Raw genomic sequence first — 25,180 nt, 5'->3', positions numbered from 1 at the left:
CCTTCTACCCCCAGCTTACTGATATGTTAATTGCTGTTCCTACATATTGAAAAATTAACGATAAGATATAAAAAACGCCTATAATCACCCAAGAAATTCTCGGTGATATACGCCCAACTCGAATGAATAAAAAGCCTGTTAAAACAAGATTCCAGATCACAAAAAGATCGATATTGGCTAACACCGCCTGCCATGGACCAGAAATTCGAATGAGCGCGTTTAACGAGGTAACCGTGATGTCTTTTGGAACATGAAAAAGGATGACTGCCAAATGAGAAATAATCGTCCCAATGATCGTAACGGGCGTAATGAACAGGACCGCTGAAAACAACTGCCGAAATGATGCATCACCTTTCGCTAAAAATACGATGAACTTATATATAGCTGCATTGATGACAATGCCAAATACCAGACCAATGAGCGTCACCACATAAACAACAGGTACCGGCAAACTTAAATCTGCCCACATTCCCTTATTTACGAGCTCAGACAAATAAGTCACAACGACTGTTAAAATAAACACACAAGATAAAGGCCACCAAACAACTGGATGTTCCCATACTCTTTTCAGGTGCTCTGATGGTCTTGTGCTCACTCCCATGATCGTAGGTTTTTGCATGTTTTCTTTCATCAAATGTCATCCTCTCTATGTCAAGCAAGTATGCAAACGCACAATGACGCTCTTTTTCTTTCTATTTTATCAAAAGATTGCCAATAAGTGATCGATCATTTAATTTTCTTATTTTCGTTGAGAAAAAATTTTATCTATTATTCTATTTTCACGAATGAAACCCTTCAAATGACCTCATGATCCGACCATATTCATATCAAGAATCGTGCTTTTACTGACTTAAAAACATTTTATTAAGTAAACAATATGTCTTTCGGAATAAATATCCTTTTCTTTTGGATTCGCATGGTCTTAGATAGACACAACAATTTTTTGTTAAAATAATCCTAGTAATTTCGGCAAATCCCGGCTTTATAGGACTATGATTGGTTTCTTTTACAGAACAAATAAGTCTTTAGTATCAATACTTTCATATTAAAAAATTAAAAATAAAGGGATTTTACTTGATCAAAAGTTATTTTTTCATATAATGTAAAATAGAGGTAGGTTAAATGATAGTGGAAATGGAGTCAAGTGAATGTTAAGAGAAAAATTGAAAATGCAATTGATTTTACTGTATGAAAAGGAACAAGAAGCATGGCAATACTTTCGAAAGGAAAGAGAATCGATTTATCATGAGCTCAAATTACTTGATATGAAAGAAAGCAGACCTTCTAACGACAAAATATACTACGCTGCAAGATGTGTAGATATTATTAAAGAGAAAAAGGGAAGCATTGTGAGCACAAAAGAATTAAAGGAACAGCTTCAAGCTCAAACAGATTTCAATGTGAGACGAATCAGCGAATTGTATGATCTCATTCAGCAGCTCGATCCTCACATTTCTAAAGCAAGAAGGGGATGTTTTATTTACGAAGATCACACCCAAGCACCTCTACAAACTTTTCACACATAAAAAATTGGTTACAGCCGGGTGGCCATAACCAAATCCTCTAATATCTATTATCCACCACTTACAGGAGGAATGAGTGCAACAGTGTCCCCGCTACGCACTTCAGCATTTCCCCTCGTATATATTTCGTTGACTGCAACCATTACATTTTGTGCAGCATCAACACCATATACCTCCTGTAATTCTATTTTAATCTCATCAACCGTTGTTTGATCTTTTTGAATGATGATTTGTTGTTTACCGGCCTTCTCAGCAAGGCCGGCGAACAATAACACATTAATCATGCTGATCACCTTCTTTCTCTGCAAGTTGAAGATGGCTAGGTTTACCTTCTGGATATGAAACCGTTTCAAGCTGATCACCTATCCAGGCCTCTCCATCTTCCCAATATTCTTTTTTCCAAATAGGAACGATTTCCTTGATTCGTTCAATAGCATATTCATTGGCTTCGTAGGCAGCCTTCCTATGAGGAGACGAAACGGCGATCGCAACAGCAATATCGGTTATCTCAAGTGTTCCAATTCGGTGCACAATCGCAGCTTCAGTGTCAGGCCACCGATTCTTCATTTCTTGTCCGATTTGCCTTAGCATGTTTTCAGCCATTGGTATGTATGCTTCGTAGGTTAAACGCAATGTTTTCTTGCCGTTTGTCCATTCTCTGACCGTCCCGATAAACGTTGTAATGGCTCCTGCCTTTCGTCTTGTCACATGCTGAATCAATTCGTTTACCTCAATCGGCGTTTTTGTTATTTTAAAAAGTTCGCTCAAAACGTGCCGCCTCCCTTCAATAAGTGAAAAGCAAATGTCATCCCGCGCTTATCAAAAGCTGAAAACACAGGAAACGGGTAATTTTCGGTTAATGGATCCTCTTGAGAAAAATAAATAGCTGCTTGTATATTAGAAAGAGTCGAAAGGTCATTAAGCTCCTCTTCATTCTTTACACAAATGATTTTGCGATAAGGCGCCTGTTTGTACCCCTCTATGAGAACAGCGTCTAGCGGAAGATGCTGACACATGTTGAGCAGCTGCTCTAACGTGATGTGCTGCATCGAAAAGTGAAATTCACCTTCTCCTTCCACACCTGCGGCATATGCACCTGCCTGAATATATCGATCAGAATCTTTTTCTTTGAAAAGACGATCTGGTGTCCCGCCATGTCCATGGTGTTTAAAGCAGCCTAGCTTCAGCCCTTCACATTCAGCCAGCTGACAGAGCTTTTCGATCAACGTGGTCTTGCCGCTATTTTGATAACCGACCACCTGTAATATGCTTAATTTGTCATCCAGCATGAAGACCCACCGCCTTTGTGCTGAAACAGCAGAACATCAACTTGATCACCTGCTTGAAAACCTCTTGTTCCCCCAGGCAGCACGATGAAACAGTCAGCCTCTGCAATAGAGGTCACTGCACTTGATTTATCAAGACCTGTTGGAGTCACACTGATCTGACTGCCAGTGAATTGAAGGGCCGCCCTGACAAAACGAGTGAACGGATTGGCTTTTGGAAAATCATGTGTGAGTTTCGCCTCAGCAAAAGTGGGAAACGGATTTTCTTTCCTATACCATTTATAAATGATCGGTTTCACAAATAATTCAAAGCCCACAAAACAGGCAGCAGGGTTTCCGGACAGCCCAAACAGCAATTGGCCATTCGGCATTGCAGCCACAGTCGTCACACTTCCAGGTCTCATGGCTACTTTATTAAACAGGACCTTGGCTCCCAGCTTTTCATAAATGGCAGGCAGAAAGTCAAAATCGCCCACTGACACACCGCCTGTTGTGATCAGAATGTCTACCTTGCTCATGGCTGCTTTTACTGCATGATAACTTTTGTCAAAATCATCGGAGACTCCGCCTAAATCAAGCGGCTCAGCTCCGGCCTCAAGTACTTGCGCATAGACCATACTAAGATTACTATTTCTAATCTTGCCGTCCACCATGGCATCACTTACTTGAAGAAGCTCTGTGCCTGTTGAGATAATGCCAATCACCGGTTTTTTGACAACTGGCACTACCGCATATCCGAATGTCGCCAATAGAGCCGTGACTCCAGGAGTGACTTCTGTTCCTTTTTTGACCATCACGTTTCCTTTGAGTACCTCTTCTCCTTGACGAGAAATATTGTCACCCTTTTTCAGCGGTCTTTTCAGTGACATGAATGATTTGCCGCCTTTTTCAAAAGTCTTCGTCAGTTCAATCATGATGACGACATTTGCGCCATTTGGAATTTTTGCTCCTGTCATAATACGGATGGCCTGAAAGGGACCGATGGTTTTTGCTGAGACCATTCCTGCACCAATATGATCAATGACCTCGAATTCAACTGGATGCGCACTTGACGCTTCTTTTGTATCTTCTGCCCGAAGCGCAAAGCCATCATACGGAGAACGATCAAAAGCCGGAACATCATGGTCTGCCAAAATATCTTCTGCAATAAACCGTCCAAGGCTGTCTTTTAAAGGGGCCCATTCTATTTCTCCATGTTTTTCGTATTGGTGGACTTTCTTTATGGCCTCTTCTACTGGTATTGGCTGCCGTCTTTCCATCACACATCACTCCTATATCCCTAGCAGTCTTGCTAGTAATGAATTGGCTTCTTTTTCATCATTAGTTCCATGGATTAATGCACGTCCCCCTTTGAAACAGACCATTCGGTAGTTTTCGTAGCGTACATGAATTAAGAAATCGTTTACTTCCACCTCACATATAGATGAGAGCCGCTCTTTTATATGCTGAAATGATAGTTTTGCTAAATCCTTTGATACAATTTGAACGGTGTCACGTCCGCAAAGGACCGTCGATTTTTTACGCTGATCATGTAAATAAGGATAGGTCCTTGCCGTGCCGCAAGTTGGACAGGTCTTCTCTTGAGTGCGAGATAAATCCATTTTAAATGATGTAGACTGCCAAAGATCAAACGTGACAAATTTCCGCTCGATTTGCTCTTCATGCCCTGTTAAATATTTGAGTGCTTCTGTTTGCTGATAAGCAGAAACCATTTGAACAGCAGGTGAAATAATTCCCGCTGTATCACACGTCAAGCCGCCAACAGGCATTGCCGTGAACACACATGATAAACATGGCGTTTTATCCGGCAATATGGTCATATACATCCCCTGACTGCTCACACAAGCGCCATATACCCACGGCGTCTTCGTTTCTAGTGATAAATCATTCATCACCATTCTTGTCTCAAAATTATCTGTTGCATCAATGACGATATCTGCTCTCTGGAATAACGGCCTTAACAGCTCCGCCCCTGCATCTTCAATCAGGGCGTGTATCGTTACTTCATGATTGATCTGCTCGAGACGTTTTTTTGCCGCTGCTGCTTTTGGCACATGTGCGTTTGCATCATGTTCCGTGTACAGCTGCTGCCGCTGTAAATTTGAAAATTCCACATAATCACGATCGACAATCGTAAGCGTACCGATGCCAGACCGAACAAGCCCTTCCGCAGAGGCGGTACCAAGAGCACCGGCTCCAACGATCAGAACATGACTTTCAGCCAGCGCATGCTGTCCTTTTTCCCCAACCGGAGGGAACAAGATTTGTCTTGAATATCGATCATTCAATGCTGTTCTCTCCTCACCGTTTTTTATGTATCATATCATACCGTTTTCAGGTAAATCGCTTCTTTTATTGATATTACGAAATTCGTTTGATGTCACGTTCAGTTCTTCCTCTGAAACGATGCGCACTTGAAGCTTTTGAAGCAAGTCCTTGACGGCAAATTTATTCTCTTTTAAACACGCACGAATAAAAGGCAGAGAGCGGCGGTGATAAAGCGCAAACAAAGGCTGTAATCTGCCCTGAACAAGCGGGATAATGGCATCTGTGTGCTCACTGCAATAGGACGATAATACTTTCGCCGTTTCCTTTCGTATGAAAGGCATGTCACATGCCGTTACTAAATACCATTCTGCCTCTTGCTTTTGCATCGCCGTATATATGCCGGCAAGCGGTCCGCATCCGCGCACCTCTTCATCATCTAACCACACACTTTGTTCACCTCTTGCTTTGAAAAAAGGAAGAAGCGACGGATGGCTGATGATAACCGTCTGCCCTTCTAAAAGCTGCTCTTTCACATGCTCATATAATGATTTCCCTTGATACATATAACTTGCCTTTGGCTCTCCAAAGCGTCTGGAAGCGCCTCCAGCTAAAATGACATTCACTACGTGCATCCTCTAAGTCCTCCTTTGATATGGTTGTTCTAATCGCACTCCTTTCGCATACTTTATTGGTAACATGAATAAGGAGGGTCTATCGATGAACAGGCGCCATGCTTCTCCCCTATTCCATGATTTATCTCAAGAGAATTTATACTTAAAAGCTGAAACTGCCAAATATCAACAAATGATCTCTGATTTACAGTCCTCATATACGTATTCTAAAAATAAGAAGTTAACTCAAGAATATCATGAGATGAAAAAGGATTTCACGCAATTAAAACAACAATTGGATGAAATGACCAATGATCAACACGATGCTGCCTCAAAAATACAGGAACTCTCCTACAGCAAATCAGAATTATTACATAAAATTGTCCTTCTCCATGAGATGCTGCAAAAGGAAACCTATCATAGAAGAAAAGAAACCGAAGAAAAACACAGGCTGCATTTGAAAGTTGTCAAATATAAGGAAATCTCTCAACAATTAAATGAGCGGATAGAGGATCAAGATAAACAGCTTGCAAAAGAGGAGAAAAAAGGAAATACTTTATCCGCAGTGATTGAGAAGCTGCAGCAAACATTAAGCGATAAAAATGCAGAGTTTCATGTATTACAGGAAGGCGTCAGACACCTTCAAGAGCGTTTTTATGAAACACAAGAGAAATTGCTGCAAATAGAAAAAGCAAAAGAAGCGATTTTTTACGAAACGCTCACAAGCTATCAAAAACAGTTAGCAGAAAGCGAAGAATGGATCGCCTCTCATTTTGCTGATATTGACCAGTCAGCAAAAACAAATACACAGCCATTCTCACGAGACCGCATCCTGCAAACGACAGAAGAAATCGAACCGATCTTGAAGAAACTCAACGAACAAGTTCAAACACTTCAGGAACACGTTGATGCAGTGCAGCGTAATGGAGAAGTCATGACAGTCAAAATCGACAGCTTCAAAAAACAGCGTGATCACCTGCCCAAGGAACGCAAAATTGTCTATACAGTTGATCAAAAGAAGTAATTCTCGAAATAAAAAACTGCTGGCTTTTACGCCCAGCAGTTTTTTATTTATTCGTCTTCTGTTTGAATGTCGCCTTCTAAAATATACTGTCCACGATAAGGCTTCTTCACTTCAGGGTACATTTTAATTAAGCTTTGCATAAACGTTGTCATATTTGGGATTTCAAGACCGCTCTCTTTTTCGATCTCTTTTTGAAGTTCTGAGCTTTTAATCGCTGCATTATGACGTTTTAACGTTTTAATCGCAGCTTCACGAAGCTTCGCTGCCTTAGAGCCAGGACGAGCTGTGCCTCTTCTGCGTCTTGTCGATCCTTCAGGAATACCTACAGGTGCACCGTTTAGCTGTCCTGTTCCTAAAGATGATGATTGTGGTTGTGCCGGCTGCTGGTAGCTTCTCATTTCTTGCGCAGCAAGCTCAGCTAATACAGGCAGTGAATCCGTCTTTCTCTCTGTACGTACTTCTTTTTTTGTATCTGACACTAGACCTGTTCCTTGACGGTCTAATTCTCTTAATTTTGCATAAATCGCATCTCGCTCAATTTGATATTCACGGATGACTTTTACTTCTGCCTCGTTTAATTGTTCCAATCGTAAACGTAACGCTTCCCTCTCATTAAACAATGGATTTCCCCCTCATCATATAAAAAATATTCTATAGTAAATATTAGATTAGAAAACTAATTTTATCAACTATTTTTTTATCATTTTACAGTTTGCTAACAGATAGGTATTTTCAACTAAAATTTTGCCAAAGAGGAAAAATCGGCACCCATTTCATTGCCACTATAGGCTTTTGACAAACCTTAAAATATTGTAAAAAAATTGAATAAACGCTTATACTACTTGATTTATATAGTTATTTACCTAACTGAAATTTCTTTTGTGCAAAAACGTTCTGAATAGTAAAAAGTTAAAATCTTTACATTTTCATTTCAAAACAAAAATGTAAATAGGTCGTTATACCTTTTTGTTTCAGGGATATTTTTTAATAAACTCCCTCATTTTCTCTTTTCTTAGGAATAACACCTACATAAAAACTCATCCGAAGCCATATGCTTCTTATTTTTCTCCATGAAAAAACCCCCATTTATGGGGGAAAAGCTTATTCTGCAGCCTTTTCAGACTCAGAAAGCACTCGATTGACACGTTTTTCAAGCATTTTCATTCCGCTTCCGCCGGCTTGGAAGTGGCGCAAAGCACCTGTTTTATCAAATACATAGTATGCCGGTACATATTCGTTTTCAAAGGCTTCTGTTAAGTGATGATCACTGTCCACAAAGATTGGCTGCGTGATTTCATGCTCTTTCGCAACTTCTTTGATTTTTTCTAGATCTAGGTCATCCTCTGAACGAGGCATATGAACTGCCACAACGTTTAGTTGATCCTTGTATTCATCACGGAATTGATTGACTTGAGGCATTGCCTCTTTACAAAGATGACAGCTGACTGACCAGAAATGAATCAATGTTGGTTTGTCACCAATCAAATCTTCTTTTGTTACTTCTCCATTTAACCATTCTTTTGCACCAGTTAGTTCTGGCATTGGTTGACGTAATTTCATTATGAAGCGCCTCCATCCATTGTATGTGTCGAAACAAAAAGGTCTAACATCAGTTAGACCCTCCTGTTTCTTCAGTTATCAATTAAAGTGTTTTTTGACCAGGTTTCCAGTTCGCTGGGCAAAGTCCACCAGTTTGTAATGCTTGAAGAACACGTAATGTCTCATCTACATCACGACCGATATTGTTGTGGAATACTGTTTGGTATTGTAATTCGCCTTCTGGGTTAATGATGAATAAACCGCGAAGAGCAATTCCTTCTTCTTCGATTAAAACGCCGTATTCTCTAGATACTGTGTGGTTAGTATCAGCAGCTAACGGGTATTTTAATTCACCTAGACCATTATCTTTACGGTCTGTATTGATCCAAGCAAGATGCGTGTGGATTGTATCAGTAGATACACCAATGATTTCTGCATCTAAATCTTCGAACTCGTCATAACGATCGCTCATTGCTGTAATTTCAGTTGGGCAAACAAATGTGAAATCCATTGGATAGAAGAAAAGAACTGTCCATTTGTCATTCTTCATGTTTTCCTCTAAACTTACTTTACCAAATTCCTTGTTAGCAAGTACTGCTTCCATTTCAAAACGTGGAGCTTGTTTTCCTACAAAACGCTCTGCCATATGTAAATCCCTCCAAAAAATAATATCTTTATACAGTCTTCTTAGCTGTATATAAAATGAGAATCAAAACTTAAAATTCTCATTTAGTTAATAACTTCACAATTACAATTATAATACTTATGCGATTTTTAGTCAATATTAATTAATAATAAATTTAATTAACGATTTGTCACAATTCCTGCTCTTCTTATCAAAAGTTTAACATGACTTGCATAAGGGAACAAATGATTAGCTTCTCTTTTAGAGCATACATAGAAAGGTTTTGAAGATTATGAGAGCATTTCAACAAGTAGATTGGGTTTCCATTATCCTCAATATCAGTATGATTTTGCTAAAACTAGTCGCCATTTTTGCCATTTACTTTATCATCAGAGCCATAGGAAACAAGATGATTAAGCGCGCCTATTCAACATTCGCTGAAAAGCATGAAGTCTCTTTATCAAGAGCTCAGACACTGCAAAGTTTGACGTTAAATATTTTCGCCTACTTATTGATTTTTATTCTAGTTGTGATGATCCTCGACTTATTTCATTATAACCCGACCGCTTTGCTGGCAGGTGCGGGCGTTGTGGGACTTGCGATCGGTTTTGGCGCTCAAGGTTTAGTGAGTGATATTGTGACCGGATTCTTTATATTATTGGAAAAACAATTTGATGTAGGAGAATATATAACGGTCGCTGGCTTTGATGGGATTGTCGAACAAATTGGCCTAAGAACCACGCAGCTTCGAAGCTTTGACGGCACCCTTCATTTCATTCCAAATCGCAGCATACTGAATGTCAGCAATCATTCAAGAGGAACGATGCAGGCACTCGTTGATATTGAGCTGTCACCGGATGAAAATGTGGATCAGATGATCACAGCCCTTCAAGCTGCCTGTGATGAGGTGCGAGAGGAAACTCCGCAAATTATCGAAGGTCCTCAAGTTGTCGGCGTAGAGGCGTTCGGTTCTTCTTCACTTGTGCTGCGCATCATAGCGAAAACTGAAACAATGGAGCAATGGCGAGTGGAACGAATCTTGCGCAAAAAATTGAAAGAAGTACTCGATATAGAAAAAGAGCAAAAAGAACCGGGATCATAATCTACCGGTTCTTTTTCTTGTTTTATTGAACACGCTGTTCTACTTCTTGGCAAATTTCATCAGCCGTCATACCTGATGCTGTAATAACAGATGCCTTTGTTGTTGTGTCTGAAATGCCAAGAACATTTGAATCTAGTCCTGTGACGACATAACAGTCACACTGATCCATTTGCTGTTCATTTTGAATACGTACGACATCATACCCTTTTTGCTTCAATAGTTCTTCTACATCGGATAAAGATTGTTCTACACCAATTCTTGTCATAATCAAGAACACCTCCTGTTCATAAGGTGTACAGGAGGCAGCTCGATTATTCATTCGCCAGCTTGCTTTTTAAAATAAGCCGTCATGACTTTCACAGCTGTTTCAATTGCGTTTTCATCAGGCTGGAGCTTTGCATGGTGCAGGCCGTATTCTGAATCGACCCCTAACCAAAACATGAAGCCGGGATACTTTTTCAGCATGTACCCAAAATCTTCTCCTGTCATGGCTTCTCTGCATTCAATCACATTTGCTAGCCCTTCTTCGGCTACATATGACATAAATTCCTCAGTCAAATCCTTTGAATTGTCCACTTCGTAATAAGATGAAGGGTATCGAACGGTTGCCTTGCATTCGTAGCCAATTTCAATGCCTTTTGCCAATGCTTCAATTCTCTTTCTCACCTTGTCCATAGACTCTGGAGATAATGTGCGAATGGTACCGTCAAGCTTTGCATGCTGCGCAATAATATTTTGAGCCGTTCCACCGGTAATCGTGCCGACTGTAATGACCGCACTATCAAGGGGATCGACATTACGCGAAATGACCGATTGCAGCTGACCTACAAGTGCACTTGCAGCAACAACCATATCATTTGCTAAATGAGGATATGCAGCGTGTCCGCCTTTTCCTTCAAGCTCAATTACAAGCTCACTCGTATTGGCAAATAACAAACCAGGCTTTGTAGCAATTGTTCCAACAGGATATTCAGGAGCGATATGTAGCGCTGTAATAAAGTCTGGTGTCCATTTTTTCAATACATCACTTGCAAGCATCGGTTCAGCTCCGCCTGGACCTTCTTCTGCCGGCTGGAAGATAAATAATACGTCTTCTTTGATCGGTTCATGGACGAAATGATCAATGATACCAAGTGCAATGGTCATATGAAGGTCATGTCCACATGCATGCATCTTTCCTTCATGCACAGATTCAAATGGATACCCTGTTTCCTCAGGAATAGACAGACCGTCCATATCTGCACGATAAGCAAATACGCGCGTTGGATTTGTTCCCTTCACTTTCACAAAAAGCCCAGTGCGCCACGTTTCAATCTCAACTCGATCTTTTGAATAGGTATTAAGGTGCTGAATGAGATACGCTTGTGTTTTAAATTCTTGGAAACCAAGCTCAGGGATTTGGTGTAAATCTCTTCGAATGGATATTAATTGCTCACGATTTAACAAGTGAACTCACTTCCTTTCTTCTATACGAATAAGACGTGGATATCTCATCCACGTCTTTGTCTTCAGCTGCGAATTATATGAATTAAAGCTGACGCAGTTCTTGTTTGATTTCAGTCTTACCTTTTGTTTTCTCATCAATGTCTTTGATTTTCTTAGCAGGTGTACCTGCTACAACTGTGTAAGGCTCTACATCGTTTACAACGATTGCACCAGCAGCTACTACTGCACCTTTACCAATTGTCACGCCTTCTAGAACAACAGCGTTCGCACCGATGACAACGTCATCTTCTACAACAACTGGTTTAGCAGACGGCGGCTCAATGACTCCTGCAAGAACAGATCCAGCACCGATATGACAGTTCTTACCTACTGTCGCACGGCCGCCAAGCACCACGTTCATGTCAATCATCGTACCTTCGCCGATCACAGAACCGATATTAATAGAAGCACCCATCATAATGACTGCATTATCACCGATTTCAACTTGGTCACGAATGATTGCCCCTGGCTCAATACGGGCTTTAATGTTTTTCAAATCTAACATCGGAATTGCAGAGTTGCGGCGGTCATTTTCCACGACAACATCTTCAATTTTATCTTTGTTAGATGCTAGCGCTTCTTGAATTTCGCTCCACTCACCGAAAACAACTCCAGTGTTTCCTGTGATGAATGTTTTTGCATGTTCACCAAACTCAATACCTTCTAAGTCACCTTTGATATAGACTTTGACAGGTGTTGATTTTGTACTATTTTGAATAAATGAAATAATTTCATTAGCGTCCATTTGTTTCATGTATGTATGTCCTCCTCTTAATTTATACTTCATTACTGTACCAAAGGAGTGTTTTAATGACAAGTGAAAGAGTCATCTCCGCAATGGAAAATAAAACAAGCGGGACCGATTATCCCGCTTCTTGCTGGTGAAGCTGAACAAATTGTCTGCCAAAAGATATTAATTCGTCTTCTTCCTCCCCTTCTGGATTCAGCTCAATCTTAACTGAGGGCAGGACAATGTCACCGCCAAGCTCCTTCACTTTTTCTTCAATTAGGTCAACAGCTCCGCAAAAATGTTCGTAAGATGTATCGCCAGAACCAAATACTGCAAATGCTTTTCCCGTTAAATCAAGCTCTTCCATTTCTTCATATAAATCAATAAAATCATCCGGAAGATCGCCATCTCCCCATGTATACGCACCTAACATAATGTGCGAGTAATCATTGAGCAGCTCGGCATCAATATCCATCGCTTCATGCCGGTCTACGCTGGCTCCTGCTTCCGTTATACCTTTTTCAATTAAATCTGCCATCGCTTCTGTATTTCCAGACATCGTGGCATATACCAATAAAACCTTTTCTGTCACTTTTTCTTCCTCCTTATCAATGAATCAATGCAGGCTCCTCATATGGCCTGACAAACTTACTTTCATATAAACCCGCACAGAAAAAGTTTTCGTTTTGATTGGCTACACGAAAACCATGTCCTTTGATCGTATCAAACCATTTGAGCTCTTTTTGCTCAATATCAAGCTGATACACTTTAGAAAATCCGTGTTCGTCTTGTGAGGTGGTCACATACACAATGCCATTATCCTCTGACACATCCAAAAATGATTCTTCTCTAGCAAAGGCCTGTGATTGAATATCATGCAGAATATTTGTATGTAAATCTAAAATTTGAACAGATCCTTTTTTGCCTTTTTTTGAACCTAACGCACAAACAAGAAGATGTTCATGACAGAGCAGCATAGAAGCTGTCATGCGGTGCTCCTCTCTGTTTAGAAGAAAAATATGTTCTCTTTGCAAGTCATACACCCATATTCCTCCGTGAACCTCATGAATCTGTGTTCCAATATAAAGATGGTCACCTGCAGCACATAAAGAACGAATGACCGGCGGATGATTCACATGAGCAAATGGCTTCATAATTTCCCAGGAAATTCCGAAATCATTTGACACATAGATACTATGTTTTCCATGCGCACATACAAACCCATCTTTGCGTCCTGTAATAGACCAAACGACTGCATTTGTTGGAAATGAAGATAACGCCCATGTGTTGCCTTCATCTCCTGATCTAATTACTGTGCCATTTTCACCAACACCGAATAAATAAGGGCCAATATAGCTGATCGCATGGATTTTATGCTTGAGCTTAAACAGCTGCTGCCATCCGCTCTCCACACTATAGTGAAAAATACCTTCACGTTTTACAGCAACAAAGTATCCACCGCTTTTAGATGCTGCAACGGCTGTTGCTCCTTTATGAAACATGATTTTCAACTCGTTTCTCAGATAAAGCAGCCCACGTTAAAAAGCTCGCAGCAAATTCCTGACAGCACGCCACATCTTCATCTGTATCTGGTGCAAGCTCCATTTTTAATGTTTCAGGAAAAACAGATGCACCCGTTGATTTCAGCATGTCATGGAATGTATGGACAGCCTCGCAAAACTTCGGATAGCTGTAATCACCCGATCCAAAGACAGCTGCTTTGATGTGGCTAAGTTCAAGAGTAGAGACCTCTTCATAAAAATCCTCTGCTTCATAAGGCAAATCTCCATCACCCCATGTATAAGAACCAATGAATACGTAATCGTATGAGGAAAGGTCTTCTGCATTCGTATCATCAAATTCCATCATTTCTGTATCGATCCCTTTTCCTTCAAGTGTTTGCTTTAAGATCGCTGCCATATCTTCCGTATTTCCAGACATACTCGCAAATGCAATTAGTGCTTTCATCTATCGGTCACCTCATCTAAATGATAATCATTTTCAATTATTATATGTACACTTTAAATGATAATGATTTTCATTGTCAAATGATTTCATAAAAAAAAGTACCTCCTAATTCCAAGAAGGTACTTACACGGCATCATTCTCAAGCATTTCTTTAACCACACCGACAAAAGCTTGCACCTGTTTTAACTGAAAAGACGCTTCATAGCCTAGCAGCCATGTGTCACGGCCGATTTGCTCTCCGTTCACATCAACAAGCGGTGTTTTATAAACACTTTTTTCGTGGTCATATAAGGTAACAGAAGGCAAAATGGCGTAACCGATGCCGTGGTAGGCCATTTGTTTACATGTTTCAATTTGGTCTACTAAAATCGTCTGCTTTGGAGACACTTTAAACTTTTGGTGCCACCAGTGCTGGATTTCCTGATAATACGTGCTGTCGCTTTTAAATTGGATAAATGGCCGCTCTGTCTTGATTAATTCATCTACGTCCTTGATCACGGAATCGACTAAATATAAATGATCTGTCATCAAGTATTCCTTTGTCCCCTTCCAATCAGGGTTACCGCGAATGATTCCTATGTGCACGTGATCTTCATACAAGCTTTTGAGCATTTCACTGCTCCAGCCAGTAACGAGTGATACTTTGGCATTTGGATATTTTTCAACATACCGTTTTAACACCTTTGGCAGCCAGTGCTGTCCAATAATCGACGCCACCGCAAGCTTGAGTGTACCGTGAATATCACCCTCAAGTTCATCAATTCGCTCTCTCACTCGATCCTGTTCAACCGTCACCTCTTTTGCAAATTGAATAATCTGTTCACCTGCCGAGGTCACAGTCAGCCCCTTTTGTGAACGAAAAAAGATTTTGGTTCCCCATTCCTTTTCGATCGTCTGCAATCTTTGAGATAATGCAGGCTGAGAGACAAAGAGCCGCTCTGAAGCCTTTCTCATATTCAATTCTTCACTTAGCACAACAAGCATATGTAACTCCTGAAGCTGCATGGGCGTCCCCTTTCTCTCTATAAGTTTTTCTTATTTTATATGCTCATTATATAAATTTTAACTTATGAAGGCAAAAAAAATAAGCTGGGCTGCAGCTCATTTTTTTGCGGAATGAATGACCTCATTTAAGCGCTTTAATACAACTCGTCGAGTAAAAATGCCTTCAAAGACCTGCTCCTCATTTTCTACACAAACAAATCCATTATTCGTCACAGCGTGAACGCCTTTTAGTACAGGATCTGTTGTTTTAAGTCTCGGAATATCCTTCAGCATGACTTCTTCAACCTTCAACTGATCGAGCTTCTCGAATTCGATTCGTTCTAAACCGAAGATTTTATCCATAATCATATTCGTTCCAATTAACCCGTGTAAATGATAAGAAGCGTCTAATACCGGTATAGCTGTATATCCTGTTTTTGTTAGAACCAATAGGGCATGCTCAAGGTTATTTCCAATTTGAACATGTGCGACTTTATCTGCATCAATCATATGCTCGGCTACTGTGGACTCAAGCAATTGAGTCGGTTCTATCTCTATCATGTTTCTTCGACCCCTTTTCTCTCAATCATCAATCATACATTCCCCATTACGATTAAGCATAAACTAAAACGAATTTTGTCGAAAGATTTTTTCTGCATAAAAAAGATACTCAGCCCCCGAGTATCTAATAGAATGTTAAACCAATATTAATTCTCAAACCTTACTCTGTCATACAATGTGATCAATTGCTTATACGTATTGTCGTCGACATTTTTTGTTCCACATTCTATATCATTGATCTCACTGCTTAGTAATTCGACAGCATATTCCTGATTCAGCAATACGTTTAATAATAGCTTTTTCTCTTCTTCATTAAAACGATTTTCGATGACGCTCATTCAACATCAGGCCCCCTGTTTCATATATGCTTTTATATTGATTAGCAGGCTTTTGAATGTCTGCTTCCTCTCTATACAGCTAGAATAAGGAACTAGAATCGAATCGTCAACCGCACGTTTCGACAAGGTTTGGAGAAAAATGACGGAATTTATTTTGTGTATCGATTGGCATAGCAAAATGCTGCATATGAGTCGGGTTTTATTTTTGCTTCAATTCCCATAGCTGTGATCATTCCGGTCATTTCCTGAATCAGCTCTTTCGTACTTCCTTTTTTGCCAATATCCAGATGGGCTTCAAAACGAAGGTCTGCCCCTTCCTCAGCAAACGGAAGAAGCAAATCCATCAGTTCTGTTAAAGGCCCCTCAAGGATGTCTGCACATACCTTTTGGCTAAACGCTGTCTCTAATGAAATTTTTTCTCTAAGACTTTGCACAGGCCTCTTGATCACTTGTTGTGTGAGACAGCCCCATGCTCCTTTGCCAATCCGGTGGAGATGAATTGCAGTCATAAATGTTGTGACATTTTGATTGACCTGAGAGTCCGTACCAATTGATAACACATAGGCGGATCTAGGGTCTTTTCGAATAAAGTCTTTCATTCTCATGACGACATCAGAAAACGCTAAATGATCTTCAGAAAGATTGTAGAAAAAAAGAATCACTCACAGAAAGGAACTCCTTTTTAATGGTCTCTTATCCGAAAAATGCGCTGATTGATCATCTTCCATTTGTACATATCATCTATGATGATCCATGTATGCTGCCGCAATAAACGAAGGAATCCTCAGAAAAAACATTTCATACGATTCAGCTTAGGATTGTAGAAGCTCAAAAATCTCAATCGAAATCATATCAATGTTGTCAAATGGGAAAGTATTTGGCTTATCCCCTTGTTGAAAAACAGTCAATTCAAACGTTTGATTCTTTTCGAAATACTTAACACTACAGATTTTTTCACCGTTCACTTCGAAATAACGCTGTGCCGGCTCGTTTGCAGCTTCTGCTGTCTCTTGAAGACTTTGCAGCCTTGTAATGATACCCATTAATTGTGACATTCTAAAAAAAGACTCCTTTCAAAAAAACAACTCAAGATGAACCCGTATTGATTATACACAAGTCCTACAAAGCATCATACCATAAAGTGTTCTCAGATGATATTTTTCCTCTTGAATTCAAAAAAAGAAAAAGAATCTGTTTTTTTAGTTTGAGTCTTTTTTCTCATCTCATGCACCATGATTTTTATAACCCAGCAGATCTCATCAGCCGTTTCGCAATTTCATCAAAATCCTCTTTTGAAATGCCTGGAGCAAACTCTTCCGGTAATTCTCTATAATCTGGCACAGGTGCACCTTGCGGGGTGCCCTCAATGACTGTCAGCGGTTTTCCATCAATCGGATGGCTGCCTTTCCAAATTTTATTAATATCCTTGTAATCCGTATCACTAAATGTATAGAGCTTTGTATGAACATTCTGATCTTCAAATTTTCTCGCTGAGTCAAAGTATTTGTTGTCGAGGTTTGGGATTGGCAGCATCTTCCCCACATCTACTCCTGTAGCGACTTCAAGTGCCTTTGCATATGCCACAATATGCACGCCGCCCCTGACAAGTAAATAACCGATCATCTCTCTTGCTGTAGGATGGTCCGTCATTTCATATACGCGCATTTTGTGCGTACGTGCTCCGCATTCAAGAAAGAAATTATGGAGAAGATCAAGAATGAGGTTGCCACTTGAGAACACATTCTCTCCGGTCCAAGGTTTTGCCATTGAATCAAACGGATAGCCTGTTTGGGCTGTTTGAATAAAATGCTGTGTATTTCGCTTATCGACAGCTGCCTTCATCGGCGTCGTATCTGGGTCCCCGCCATGGGTGGTTCCTGTAATCATGAGATTGATGGCTGTGGTTACAAGCTCAACATGACCGAATTCTTCAGCCGTAATACTGGATACGAGGTCATAAAACGGTTTAAGTTTTCGTTTTCCTCTAAAGTTAAAGGATTGAAACATGTAATTATTTAATGTGGACATTTCACCGAATTTTCCGCCGAGTAATTCTTGCACAGCAGCGGCACCATTTGCATCTGGGTGATCTGGCCTTGGCAAATCAATGAGCAGCCGCGTGTCACGTTTGATCATGATGTTTCCCTCCTACCGTCTAACTATCATCACTTAAGATGTATGGAAGGTTTGGGCTGTCCTATGCATGAAGGGAAAGATTGAAGCACAAAAAAAACTTGGCGGGGGTAGCGCCAAGTTTTTTGGATCTTGATCTGATAGAGGGGTTGGGGAACAGAGAGTAGCTTCTCTCTATAACTAAATGATAATGATTATCAGTTTCATTGTCAACCATTTTTTATTTCTTTTTTCTATCAAAAAAAAGCAGCCTTCAAGGCTGCCTTTTGTTTACATTTCAGTGTGATAGAAAACTTTTGAAGTCTAGGAAGGACGAGTACCGGAGCGGAGCGAATTATACATTCGTGAGCACTAGCACATAGGACTGACAACGAATGAGAGGGTTTGTCTTCACGCCGCATCTTCAAATTAATCCATCTTGCTCATATAAATAAGCATACGGAAGGTCTATAAACAAATACATATCTCCCTCTAAAGGATAAGAAAACGTACGTATCCTCTCACCGGTTTCTAAATCACTGTAAATATCGCTGAAAAATCCTTTTCCGCTAATTCTCATTTGAAGAATATTTGCTAGGAAATAAGGACGCCAGCTCCAGTTTTTTTCGATATACTCCGGCTGAAACAGCCATTCTTCTTCTTTTTTGAACACATTTCCAGTGATTTGAAAGCCTTCTTCATTACACATATAAATCCGGAAGCTGCAATCTGTTAGTTCGAGTGCCAGCTTTTGAATGAGCTCATCATTTGTGCTGCACGATTTCTTTAAAGTCGTAACAGCTTGATGAATTCGTTTATAGAATGTTTCAGAATGTTCGTAGACCGCTTGCAGCTTCTTTTTCTCATGGGCAATAAATTGCTGGAATTCTTCTCTAAGCTGATCTTTTCGGTGGTTTCGGTCGATTAATTCTCCTGCAGGCTCATGAAGATAGAACCCTTGAAAATATCTCCCGCCATTTCTCCAAGCATACTGCAGCTGGAAATTTGCTTCAATATCCTCATAAATTAAGGCTGCTCCTATTTTTCTTGCAAGCAATGAAATGCTGTACAAGACATATTCATAGGAAGGAGATGGAGCCGATGCCTTTAATGCCTGTAAATCTATTTTTAATAAATCGGGTGAAAGCAAGGCAATCCGGTCCAGATTACTGCTTTCTTTTCCTATATTTGAGACGGCGATTTTAATCCCATATGTACGATAATACGTTAACGTATGGTATAGCTGTTCAATGTCGCCGCTAAACGTATGCTCTGCAAACTCAATAACAAACCGGTTAAGCTGAATGCCCCGTGCTTCATATTCCTTTAAAAGTTCTAAAAAGCTTTCTCCATGATCCAGCATGAGGATATTGGCATCATGATTAATAAAAATGAGCAAATCGTCATCTGCAGTTGTGAAGAGATCAAGTGCTTGAGTCAATACTTTGTGATCTACTTCCAATTTATATTCGTCAGGAATAGATGAATCCGTAAAGAAGGAGCCTAGGCTGACCGTTTCTGACTCAAGCTTCATTCTTCCTAGAATCTCATAGCCTATCACTTTTTGCTCTTCCGCACTGAATATTGCTTGATAGTGCGGGAAAACATCTTCAATATTCGTTAAAATATCCAATGGATCGACCATTTTCATCACCTGCTTCTCTCTTTGTGTGATTATACCACATCAAAAGCAGGTCTTACATCGTCAATCAAAATGGTGATTGGTTGAGCCATTGTCCCCCATCCATCGTGATACAATCTCCATTTATATAAGACGCATGCTCAGACAATAAAAAGCTCACAAGCGCTGCAATTTCCTCAGGTGTGCCCAGTCTGCCAAGAGGAACACTATCTAATGTTCTTTGCGCTGCCTCTTCAGATTCCCATAGTTTATCTGCACCGCCTGTTCTCTCAATTGGACCTGGTGCGATCGCATTGACGCGAATTCGATATTGCTTCCCCCATTCCACAGCAAGCGTTCGAGTGAGAGACAACACACCGGCCTTTGCTGCCGCCGAATGCGCCACGCCTACACCAGCACCCCATGCATAGGTGGCCACCATGTTAATCATACTTCCCCTTTTCTTTTGACGAATCCAGTAATTCCCCACTGCATGGCTGCAAAAAAATGTACCATTTAACACAATATCAATGACAGCCTTCCAGCCGTTAGGAGACAGTTTTTCTGCTGGCACTAAAAAGTTTCCTGCTGCGTTGTTAATGAGGGCATCGACATCACCAAATGTATCCACTGCAAACTTGACCATTTGGTCAGCATCCTCTGGGTTTCGTACATCCATTTGGAAATAAGCGACCGATCCGCCCTTCTGCTTCATTTCTTTTGCCGTTTTTTCCAGCGTCTCTTCCGTTCTACCAGTAATCACGACATTCCAGCCTTCAGCTGCCAAATGAGCAGCCATCGCCTTCCCCATACCGCTTGATCCCCCTGTGACAATCACTGTTTGTTTCGTCATTTGTTCTCCCCCTCTGTGTCATTTGAATGACTATTCATTCATTATTGTCTATCATATCATGATTGACCCTCGGTGCACCATATGGGAGATTATCCAAATATGATGCTATACTTAATTTTATTTATAAAGGAGTCTTATATGAAGCAGCTTTCCCGCAGACAATTTTTAAAAGGAGCAGCTGGTGCGAGTATTCTCGGTTTTTTGGCTACAAGTTGTGGATATGGATATGCCAGGTACATTGAGCCGCGCATGATCGATACCGTGTCACTGACCATTCAAGATGCTCAGCTTCCAGCTTCATTTGACCAGTTTAAAATAGCCCAATTTAGTGACGTTCATTTGAGTGATACATTCGCTGCGAAGAATCTAGAAGCCATCGTCCAGAAAATCAATGCTGCATCTCCAGATCTCATTGTGTTCACAGGTGATCTCGTTGATTTTCAAGCATCCTCTGAAGAGCATGAAAAAGCGAAGGCTTATTTGAATAAGCTTCATGCTCCGTTCGGTAAGCTTGCCATCTACGGAAATCATGACTACGGACCATTTGGCGTGGAGCTTTATGAGAAAACAATGGAGGCTTGTGGATTTACTTTATGTAAAAATGATGTGTTTCTATTAGAAAAAGATCATGCGCATATTCAGATTGCTTCACTGGATGATCTCATGATGAGCCTGCCTGATTACGATTTGATCAAACGGGAAGTATCAACTGATTTATTTACATTACTGCTCGTCCATGAGCCTGATGCCGCATTAGAGCTGAAAACCACACCTATTAACTTGCAGCTTTCCGGGCATACGCATGGCGGTCAAGTGCAGCTGCCTTTCTATGGACCGATTCTCACAGCACCTTACGGCCGTACATATGTAGAAGGTTTATACGGCAGTGATCAGCACCGCATCTATGTCAACCGTGGACTTGGAACAACGCGGCTGCCGCTTCGGTTTTTAGCCAAACCCGAGTTAACCTTTTTTACCTTGACATCTCGCGTATAAATAGAAGCCAAACCGCCCTCTCCTGCATATGTATAATCAAAGATCTTTCTCATGACAAATGTTAGGAGAAACCTTACGGGGCCTGATTCCGTCCATATAGTATGTCAAGCGACGGCATCACGGCTTCTTTTATTTGAGTAAAAGGAGTGTGCTTTGGTGCTTCGATACACGGTGAAAAGCGGGGAAACCCTTGCTTCTATAGCACTTGATTTTCGAACAACAACAGATGCCTTAAAGGCTGCAAATCCGTCACTTCAAGCTCGCGAGCCCGAACAAAATGAGGTCATCATTATTCCTGGTTTGCCGGATCCTAATACGATCCCTTACCGCATCTTTGTTTCGATTTCAACGAAACGTCTTGTTTTGTTTTCTGGATCACAGCTTATTCGTTCGTATCCGATTGCAACAGGGAAAATTTTAAATATGACACCGACAGGTTCTTATTATATTGTCAACAGACAGCCAAACCCAGGAGGTCCCTTTGGCGCTTATTGGCTGAGCCTCTCAAAAATTCATTACGGCATTCACGGTACGAATAACCCGTCTTCAATTGGTAAAGCTGTTTCTAGAGGATGCATTCGCATGTATAATCAGAATGTCATCGAGCTTGCTTCACTCGTTCCAAACGGAACACCTGTGACCATTAGCCAGTAGATGAAATCAATTGTACGAATGGTTAAAATTTTATATGATATAAAGTGGGATCTTCAGGTTAAGGAGCGTATTTATGGATATTTTTAAAAACAGAAATTTTGTTCGTCTCTTTTTTGCGGCACTTGCTTCGCAAATGGGGACAACAGTAGGCAATATGGCGTTTGCCTTTTATTTGCTCGACCATTTTAGTCATCAGCCCGCATACGCCACATTGGCTGAGCTTATGTATTCTCTTCCTACTGTCTTTGTCTTTTTTATGGTCGGTGTGGTCGCAGACCGGTTTGATCGTAAAAAAGTCGCAGAGAATTGTGATTGGATACGAGCTGGGCTGACGATTGTATTATTCATCGTTATTTATTTTAATTCACTGCCACTTATTTTCTTGATCTTGTTTATTCGAAGTGCCATTACGAAATTCTTCTATCCAGCTGAAGCTTCTCTCGTTCAGGCCATTTTAAATAAAGATCAATATGCAAAAGCCGCTGGCTTAAATCAAATGCTGTTTAGTTTATTTATGGTATTTGGCGTTGGACTCGGTGCCATTATGTATAAAACGATTGGTCTTCACGGTGCCATTACAATTGATTTAGTCAGCTTTATTATTTCAGGCATCCTGATTCGTTCATGTAACATTCCAATTGAAGCGCGTCAGCCAAATGGACAAGCTGGCTGGAGAGGCATGACCATTAAAACGTCTCTAAAAGATTTTAAAGAAGGCATACTGTATATTTTAAAAAATAAATTATTGGCTTCTTTAATTTTTGGCTTTTTTGTTTTCGGTCTAGTCAATGGCGCATTTGCCGTTCTTCCGATGTTTACAATGAAATATGGACTTTCACCGGACCATTTTGAGCTGCATACATCCTTCTTTACAATTGCGATCGGTGCAGGATTGCTCGTTGGAAGCTTAATGGGCTCTGTCCTCGCTAAGAAGGTAAAGATGCAATATCTCATGTCGATTCCAATTCTGGTCGCAGGTATTTTGATTTTTGTCCTTGGTTCTACCCATACATTATGGTTGTTTTATGTCACATCATTTGTCATTGGTACATGCATTGGCCCAGTCAACATTGTCATTGGCGGCTGGCTGCCTAGAATCGTCCACCCTCGCCTGATGGGCCGTGTGTCAGGATGGGTTGATCCGCTTACTATGTTTGCTCAATCAATGACATTAGGTCTGATTGCTGTATTATTTCCAAAACTCATCACAAATGTTTCTTATATTTATTACGGAATGGGCTTTATTATTTTACTCGTCTTCCTTTTTTACTTCATTACACTGCCAAAGTTCAGCAGAGAAGCTGCCGACTTAGACGTGCAGCGTGAACTAAAGGGTCAGGGAGTTCAATAAGTAAATAGCAAAAAGGACTTTCTTTTCAGGAAAGTCCTTTTTGCATGGCTGAAACATCCTTCATGTCATTTCCTCTGCCCATAGAATCTGCTTGAAGCATGCATAAATAAATCACATTTACCTCGCTTTACTTCCCCCCTCCATCCATTTAGCACTTCTCGTTTTGTTTTGTTGATCCATTTTTTCTTGTTTTTCACAATAAAATTCCTTTACATCATTAAACGTTTTATAGTAGGATAGTCAGGTTGGAGGTGAAAGAAATGCTAAAAAGTTACTATTTTATTCATACAAAGAATGAACAAGGACAGTTTGTTGTACATACAGAAGATTGTGCATTTTTAGGTGATGCTGCAAGCCGTACATTGATTGGCATGCATATGAATGGGGAAAGCGCCATGGGCGAAGCCAAACAAATGACGAATGAAACGGACTTTAATGGTTGTTTTTATTGCGCTTATTCTATTCATACAAAATAATTCATCTGCTTACATCATATAAAAAAATATCATTTGAGAAACTACCCATTTTAATAAATAGGTAGTTATCATGAACTAATAGTTCACTTCATTTATATTTCATTCAGTCAATTCTTCTTATCATTCCTTCTATTGTTCAACACCCATCCCTCTCATTTTTTCGGCTGATACAATGCCAAGAATAAAATCATATAGACAATACAAGCTGTCCCTATCCATTGGAAAAGTCCGAATGGCTCTTTTAACCAGAAAACTGTCGTAACGACTGCTGCAAGGGGCTCGACACTTCCAATTAAGCTCGACTCTTTTGGTGATAAGTATTGCAAACTTTCTATGTAAAACCAAAAAGCGATCATCGTTCCAAATATGACCACAAATAATAAATAGACATACGCTTCAAAAGGTAAATGAGTGAGATTAACCTTCCAAGGAGGATGGATCAAGCTAAGGGCGCCTCCTCCTATCAGCATCGCCCAGCCGACAACCACTAGAGAATCGAATTGTTTTAACAGGCTGATTGGATATAACGTATAAAACGAGAGCGCCACAGCCGATAATATTCCCCACATCACTGCCGCAAATGGAACGGTTAATGTTGAAATAGAACCATTCGTCAATAAGAAAAACATGCCTGCTAAAGCCAATACCACTGTGACCAGATCTCTTCTAGTGAAGGTTGATTGCCTGCGAATGACCAAATACACGATAATCATAACAGGGGCTGTATACTGCAGCAGCGTTGCCACAGCAGCATTTCCATGTTGAATGGATGCCATATAAGTATATTGAACAGCCAGCATCCCCATTAGTCCAAATAGAAGGATTTGCATCACTGTCCTCTTCTTTTGCCACACACCCATCAGATGTGTTTTTTCTTTTGTCATCACATGAACAAATAAAAGCAATCCCCCTGAGATGAGCAGCCGGACCGTCACAAGCCAATTGACATCAATCCCATATTGCTGAAACAATTTTTGTGAAATCGTTCCTCCTACACCCCAGCAGATGGCGCCTATGAGTACAAGTAAAATGCCCTTTCTCCTATTCATTTTCATTCTCCTCAATTCTTAACA

At 40.4% G+C, this 25,180-nt stretch carries 32 protein-coding genes; 7 read left to right on the top strand and 25 right to left on the bottom strand.

The features are described 5' to 3' along the window. Positions 1–4: 4 nt before the first annotated feature. On the bottom strand, positions 5–631 hold the full coding sequence (locus NSS76_RS07025; RefSeq protein WP_044333987.1) for a YIP1 family protein: 627 nt from the start codon (positions 629–631) through the stop codon (positions 5–7). A 517-nt stretch (positions 632–1,148) separates the two neighbouring features. Here NSS76_RS07025 and NSS76_RS07020 point away from each other — a divergent pair. Further along, positions 1,149–1,526, top strand: coding sequence for a Rok-like winged helix domain-containing protein (locus NSS76_RS07020; protein ID WP_024424734.1), 378 nt, complete (start codon positions 1,149–1,151; stop codon positions 1,524–1,526). A gap of 47 nt (positions 1,527–1,573) precedes the next feature. Here NSS76_RS07020 and moaD read toward each other — a convergent pair whose 3' ends face one another. From moaD to NSS76_RS06990, 6 genes are read right to left on the bottom strand one after another with little or no spacing between them, the layout of a single operon-like run. After that, a complete protein-coding gene (gene moaD, locus NSS76_RS07015; protein ID WP_024424733.1) occupies positions 1,574–1,807 on the bottom strand; it encodes a molybdopterin converting factor subunit 1 in 234 nt (77 codons plus the stop codon). After that, positions 1,800–2,291 carry a molybdenum cofactor biosynthesis protein MoaE gene (locus NSS76_RS07010; protein WP_056766335.1) on the bottom strand — a complete coding sequence of 164 codons (492 nt, stop codon included), beginning with the start codon at positions 2,289–2,291 and terminating at the stop codon, positions 1,800–1,802. The genes moaD and NSS76_RS07010 overlap by 8 nt, the downstream gene beginning before the upstream one ends. Next, positions 2,288–2,812, bottom strand: a complete 525-nt coding sequence (gene mobB, locus NSS76_RS07005; RefSeq protein ID WP_247721840.1) for a molybdopterin-guanine dinucleotide biosynthesis protein B — start codon at positions 2,810–2,812, stop codon at positions 2,288–2,290. The genes NSS76_RS07010 and mobB overlap by 4 nt, the downstream gene beginning before the upstream one ends. After that, the gene (locus tag NSS76_RS07000; protein WP_341081457.1) at positions 2,794–4,071 is read right to left on the bottom strand and encodes a molybdopterin molybdotransferase MoeA; all 1,278 of its coding nucleotides are present in this window, start codon (positions 4,069–4,071) and stop codon (positions 2,794–2,796) included. Before NSS76_RS07000 ends, mobB begins: the two co-directional genes overlap by 19 nt. Before the next feature lie 9 nt (positions 4,072–4,080). After that, positions 4,081–5,097, bottom strand: coding sequence for a ThiF family adenylyltransferase (locus tag NSS76_RS06995; protein WP_341081454.1), 1,017 nt, complete (start codon positions 5,095–5,097; stop codon positions 4,081–4,083). Between the two features lie 30 nt (positions 5,098–5,127). After that, complete coding sequence (locus NSS76_RS06990; protein WP_341081451.1) at positions 5,128–5,709, bottom strand: molybdenum cofactor guanylyltransferase; 582 nt, start codon at positions 5,707–5,709, stop codon at positions 5,128–5,130. Positions 5,710–5,794: 85 nt separating this feature from the next. Between NSS76_RS06990 and NSS76_RS06985 the strand changes: the two genes are divergently transcribed. Further along, positions 5,795–6,712 carry a sigmaE regulated sporulation protein gene (locus NSS76_RS06985; RefSeq protein WP_341081448.1) on the top strand — a complete coding sequence of 306 codons (918 nt, stop codon included), beginning with the start codon at positions 5,795–5,797 and terminating at the stop codon, positions 6,710–6,712. 47 nt (positions 6,713–6,759) lie between these two features. Here the strand turns inward: NSS76_RS06985 and rok are convergent, their stop codons facing one another. From rok to ahpA, 3 genes are all read right to left on the bottom strand, one after another. After that, entirely contained in the window at positions 6,760–7,332 is a 573-nt protein-coding gene (gene rok / locus NSS76_RS06980) for a transcriptional regulator Rok (protein WP_024426871.1), read from the bottom strand. 481 nt (positions 7,333–7,813) lie between these two features. Next, entirely contained in the window at positions 7,814–8,272 is a 459-nt protein-coding gene (locus tag NSS76_RS06975; protein WP_024424727.1) for a TlpA family protein disulfide reductase, read from the bottom strand. 82 nt (positions 8,273–8,354) lie between these two features. Further along, positions 8,355–8,897: a biofilm-specific peroxidase AhpA gene (gene ahpA, locus NSS76_RS06970; RefSeq protein WP_003211758.1), complete on the bottom strand. Its 543-nt coding sequence runs from the start codon at positions 8,895–8,897 to the stop codon at positions 8,355–8,357. 271 nt (positions 8,898–9,168) lie between these two features. Between ahpA and NSS76_RS06965 the strand changes: the two genes are divergently transcribed. Continuing rightward, entirely contained in the window at positions 9,169–9,978 is an 810-nt protein-coding gene (locus tag NSS76_RS06965; RefSeq protein ID WP_341081444.1) for a mechanosensitive ion channel family protein, read from the top strand. Between the two features lie 22 nt (positions 9,979–10,000). Here NSS76_RS06965 and NSS76_RS06960 read toward each other — a convergent pair whose 3' ends face one another. From NSS76_RS06960 to fadH, 14 genes are all read right to left on the bottom strand, one after another. Further along, positions 10,001–10,243, bottom strand: a complete 243-nt coding sequence (locus NSS76_RS06960; RefSeq protein WP_024424725.1) for a YkuS family protein — start codon at positions 10,241–10,243, stop codon at positions 10,001–10,003. A 50-nt stretch (positions 10,244–10,293) separates the two neighbouring features. Continuing rightward, positions 10,294–11,424, bottom strand: coding sequence for an N-acetyldiaminopimelate deacetylase (locus tag NSS76_RS06955; RefSeq protein ID WP_257802699.1), 1,131 nt, complete (start codon positions 11,422–11,424; stop codon positions 10,294–10,296). Between the two features lie 82 nt (positions 11,425–11,506). After that, the gene (gene dapD, locus NSS76_RS06950; RefSeq protein ID WP_008347987.1) at positions 11,507–12,217 is read right to left on the bottom strand and encodes a 2,3,4,5-tetrahydropyridine-2,6-dicarboxylate N-acetyltransferase; all 711 of its coding nucleotides are present in this window, start codon (positions 12,215–12,217) and stop codon (positions 11,507–11,509) included. Between the two features lie 109 nt (positions 12,218–12,326). Beyond that, positions 12,327–12,785, bottom strand: coding sequence for a flavodoxin (locus tag NSS76_RS06945; protein ID WP_024424724.1), 459 nt, complete (start codon positions 12,783–12,785; stop codon positions 12,327–12,329). A 16-nt stretch (positions 12,786–12,801) separates the two neighbouring features. Then, positions 12,802–13,695: a hypothetical protein gene (locus NSS76_RS06940; RefSeq protein ID WP_024426867.1), complete on the bottom strand. Its 894-nt coding sequence runs from the start codon at positions 13,693–13,695 to the stop codon at positions 12,802–12,804. Beyond that, positions 13,685–14,161 carry a flavodoxin gene (locus tag NSS76_RS06935; RefSeq protein ID WP_024426866.1) on the bottom strand — a complete coding sequence of 159 codons (477 nt, stop codon included), beginning with the start codon at positions 14,159–14,161 and terminating at the stop codon, positions 13,685–13,687. The genes NSS76_RS06940 and NSS76_RS06935 overlap by 11 nt, the downstream gene beginning before the upstream one ends. 123 nt (positions 14,162–14,284) lie before the next feature. Beyond that, positions 14,285–15,166 carry a LysR family transcriptional regulator gene (locus NSS76_RS06930; RefSeq protein ID WP_024424721.1) on the bottom strand — a complete coding sequence of 294 codons (882 nt, stop codon included), beginning with the start codon at positions 15,164–15,166 and terminating at the stop codon, positions 14,285–14,287. A gap of 96 nt (positions 15,167–15,262) precedes the next feature. Continuing rightward, entirely contained in the window at positions 15,263–15,706 is a 444-nt protein-coding gene (gene cbpB, locus NSS76_RS06925) for a cyclic-di-AMP-binding protein CbpB (RefSeq protein ID WP_024424720.1), read from the bottom strand. A 146-nt stretch (positions 15,707–15,852) separates the two neighbouring features. After that, positions 15,853–16,044: an antirepressor AbbA gene (gene abbA / locus NSS76_RS06920; RefSeq protein ID WP_003210802.1), complete on the bottom strand. Its 192-nt coding sequence runs from the start codon at positions 16,042–16,044 to the stop codon at positions 15,853–15,855. A gap of 149 nt (positions 16,045–16,193) precedes the next feature. Further along, positions 16,194–16,649 (bottom strand): ribonuclease H-like YkuK family protein, encoded by a 456-nt coding sequence (locus tag NSS76_RS06915; protein WP_206762011.1) that lies wholly within the window; start codon positions 16,647–16,649, stop codon positions 16,194–16,196. A 207-nt stretch (positions 16,650–16,856) separates the two neighbouring features. Beyond that, the gene (locus NSS76_RS06910; protein WP_003212254.1) at positions 16,857–17,099 is read right to left on the bottom strand and encodes a YkuJ family protein; all 243 of its coding nucleotides are present in this window, start codon (positions 17,097–17,099) and stop codon (positions 16,857–16,859) included. Between the two features lie 184 nt (positions 17,100–17,283). Continuing rightward, positions 17,284–18,180 carry a manganese catalase family protein gene (locus NSS76_RS06905; protein WP_024424718.1) on the bottom strand — a complete coding sequence of 299 codons (897 nt, stop codon included), beginning with the start codon at positions 18,178–18,180 and terminating at the stop codon, positions 17,284–17,286. Positions 18,181–18,580: 400 nt separating this feature from the next. Continuing rightward, the gene (locus tag NSS76_RS06900) at positions 18,581–19,801 is read right to left on the bottom strand and encodes an EAL domain-containing protein (protein ID WP_041117245.1); all 1,221 of its coding nucleotides are present in this window, start codon (positions 19,799–19,801) and stop codon (positions 18,581–18,583) included. Positions 19,802–19,865: 64 nt separating this feature from the next. Beyond that, complete coding sequence (gene fadH, locus NSS76_RS06895; RefSeq protein WP_041117243.1) at positions 19,866–20,630, bottom strand: 2,4-dienoyl-CoA reductase; 765 nt, start codon at positions 20,628–20,630, stop codon at positions 19,866–19,868. 138 nt (positions 20,631–20,768) lie between these two features. On the opposite strand from fadH, the gene NSS76_RS06890 reads away from it, so the two are divergent. The 4 genes from NSS76_RS06890 to NSS76_RS06875 all read left to right on the top strand — a co-directional run bounded on the left by NSS76_RS06890 (position 20,769) and on the right by NSS76_RS06875 (position 24,107). After that, a complete protein-coding gene (locus NSS76_RS06890; RefSeq protein ID WP_061109770.1) occupies positions 20,769–21,626 on the top strand; it encodes a metallophosphoesterase in 858 nt (285 codons plus the stop codon). A gap of 156 nt (positions 21,627–21,782) precedes the next feature. Then, positions 21,783–22,280, top strand: coding sequence for a L,D-transpeptidase family protein (locus tag NSS76_RS06885; protein WP_034623332.1), 498 nt, complete (start codon positions 21,783–21,785; stop codon positions 22,278–22,280). 73 nt (positions 22,281–22,353) lie between these two features. Beyond that, on the top strand, positions 22,354–23,631 hold the full coding sequence (locus NSS76_RS06880; protein ID WP_024426859.1) for an MFS transporter: 1,278 nt from the start codon (positions 22,354–22,356) through the stop codon (positions 23,629–23,631). 260 nt (positions 23,632–23,891) lie between these two features. After that, positions 23,892–24,107 carry a hypothetical protein gene (locus NSS76_RS06875; protein ID WP_024424712.1) on the top strand — a complete coding sequence of 72 codons (216 nt, stop codon included), beginning with the start codon at positions 23,892–23,894 and terminating at the stop codon, positions 24,105–24,107. Positions 24,108–24,259: 152 nt separating this feature from the next. Here the strand turns inward: NSS76_RS06875 and NSS76_RS06870 are convergent, their stop codons facing one another. Beyond that, on the bottom strand, positions 24,260–25,156 hold the full coding sequence (locus tag NSS76_RS06870) for a DMT family transporter (RefSeq protein WP_061109769.1): 897 nt from the start codon (positions 25,154–25,156) through the stop codon (positions 24,260–24,262). Between the last annotated feature and the right edge of the window lie 24 nt (positions 25,157–25,180).

The sequence above is a fragment of the Bacillus sp. FSL R5-0654 genome (assembly GCF_038008745.1).
Lineage (GTDB): Bacteria > Bacillota > Bacilli > Bacillales > Bacillaceae > Bacillus > Bacillus safensis.
Note: the sequence above shows the minus strand (reverse complement) of the source record. Positions and strands in the feature narration are given on the sequence as shown.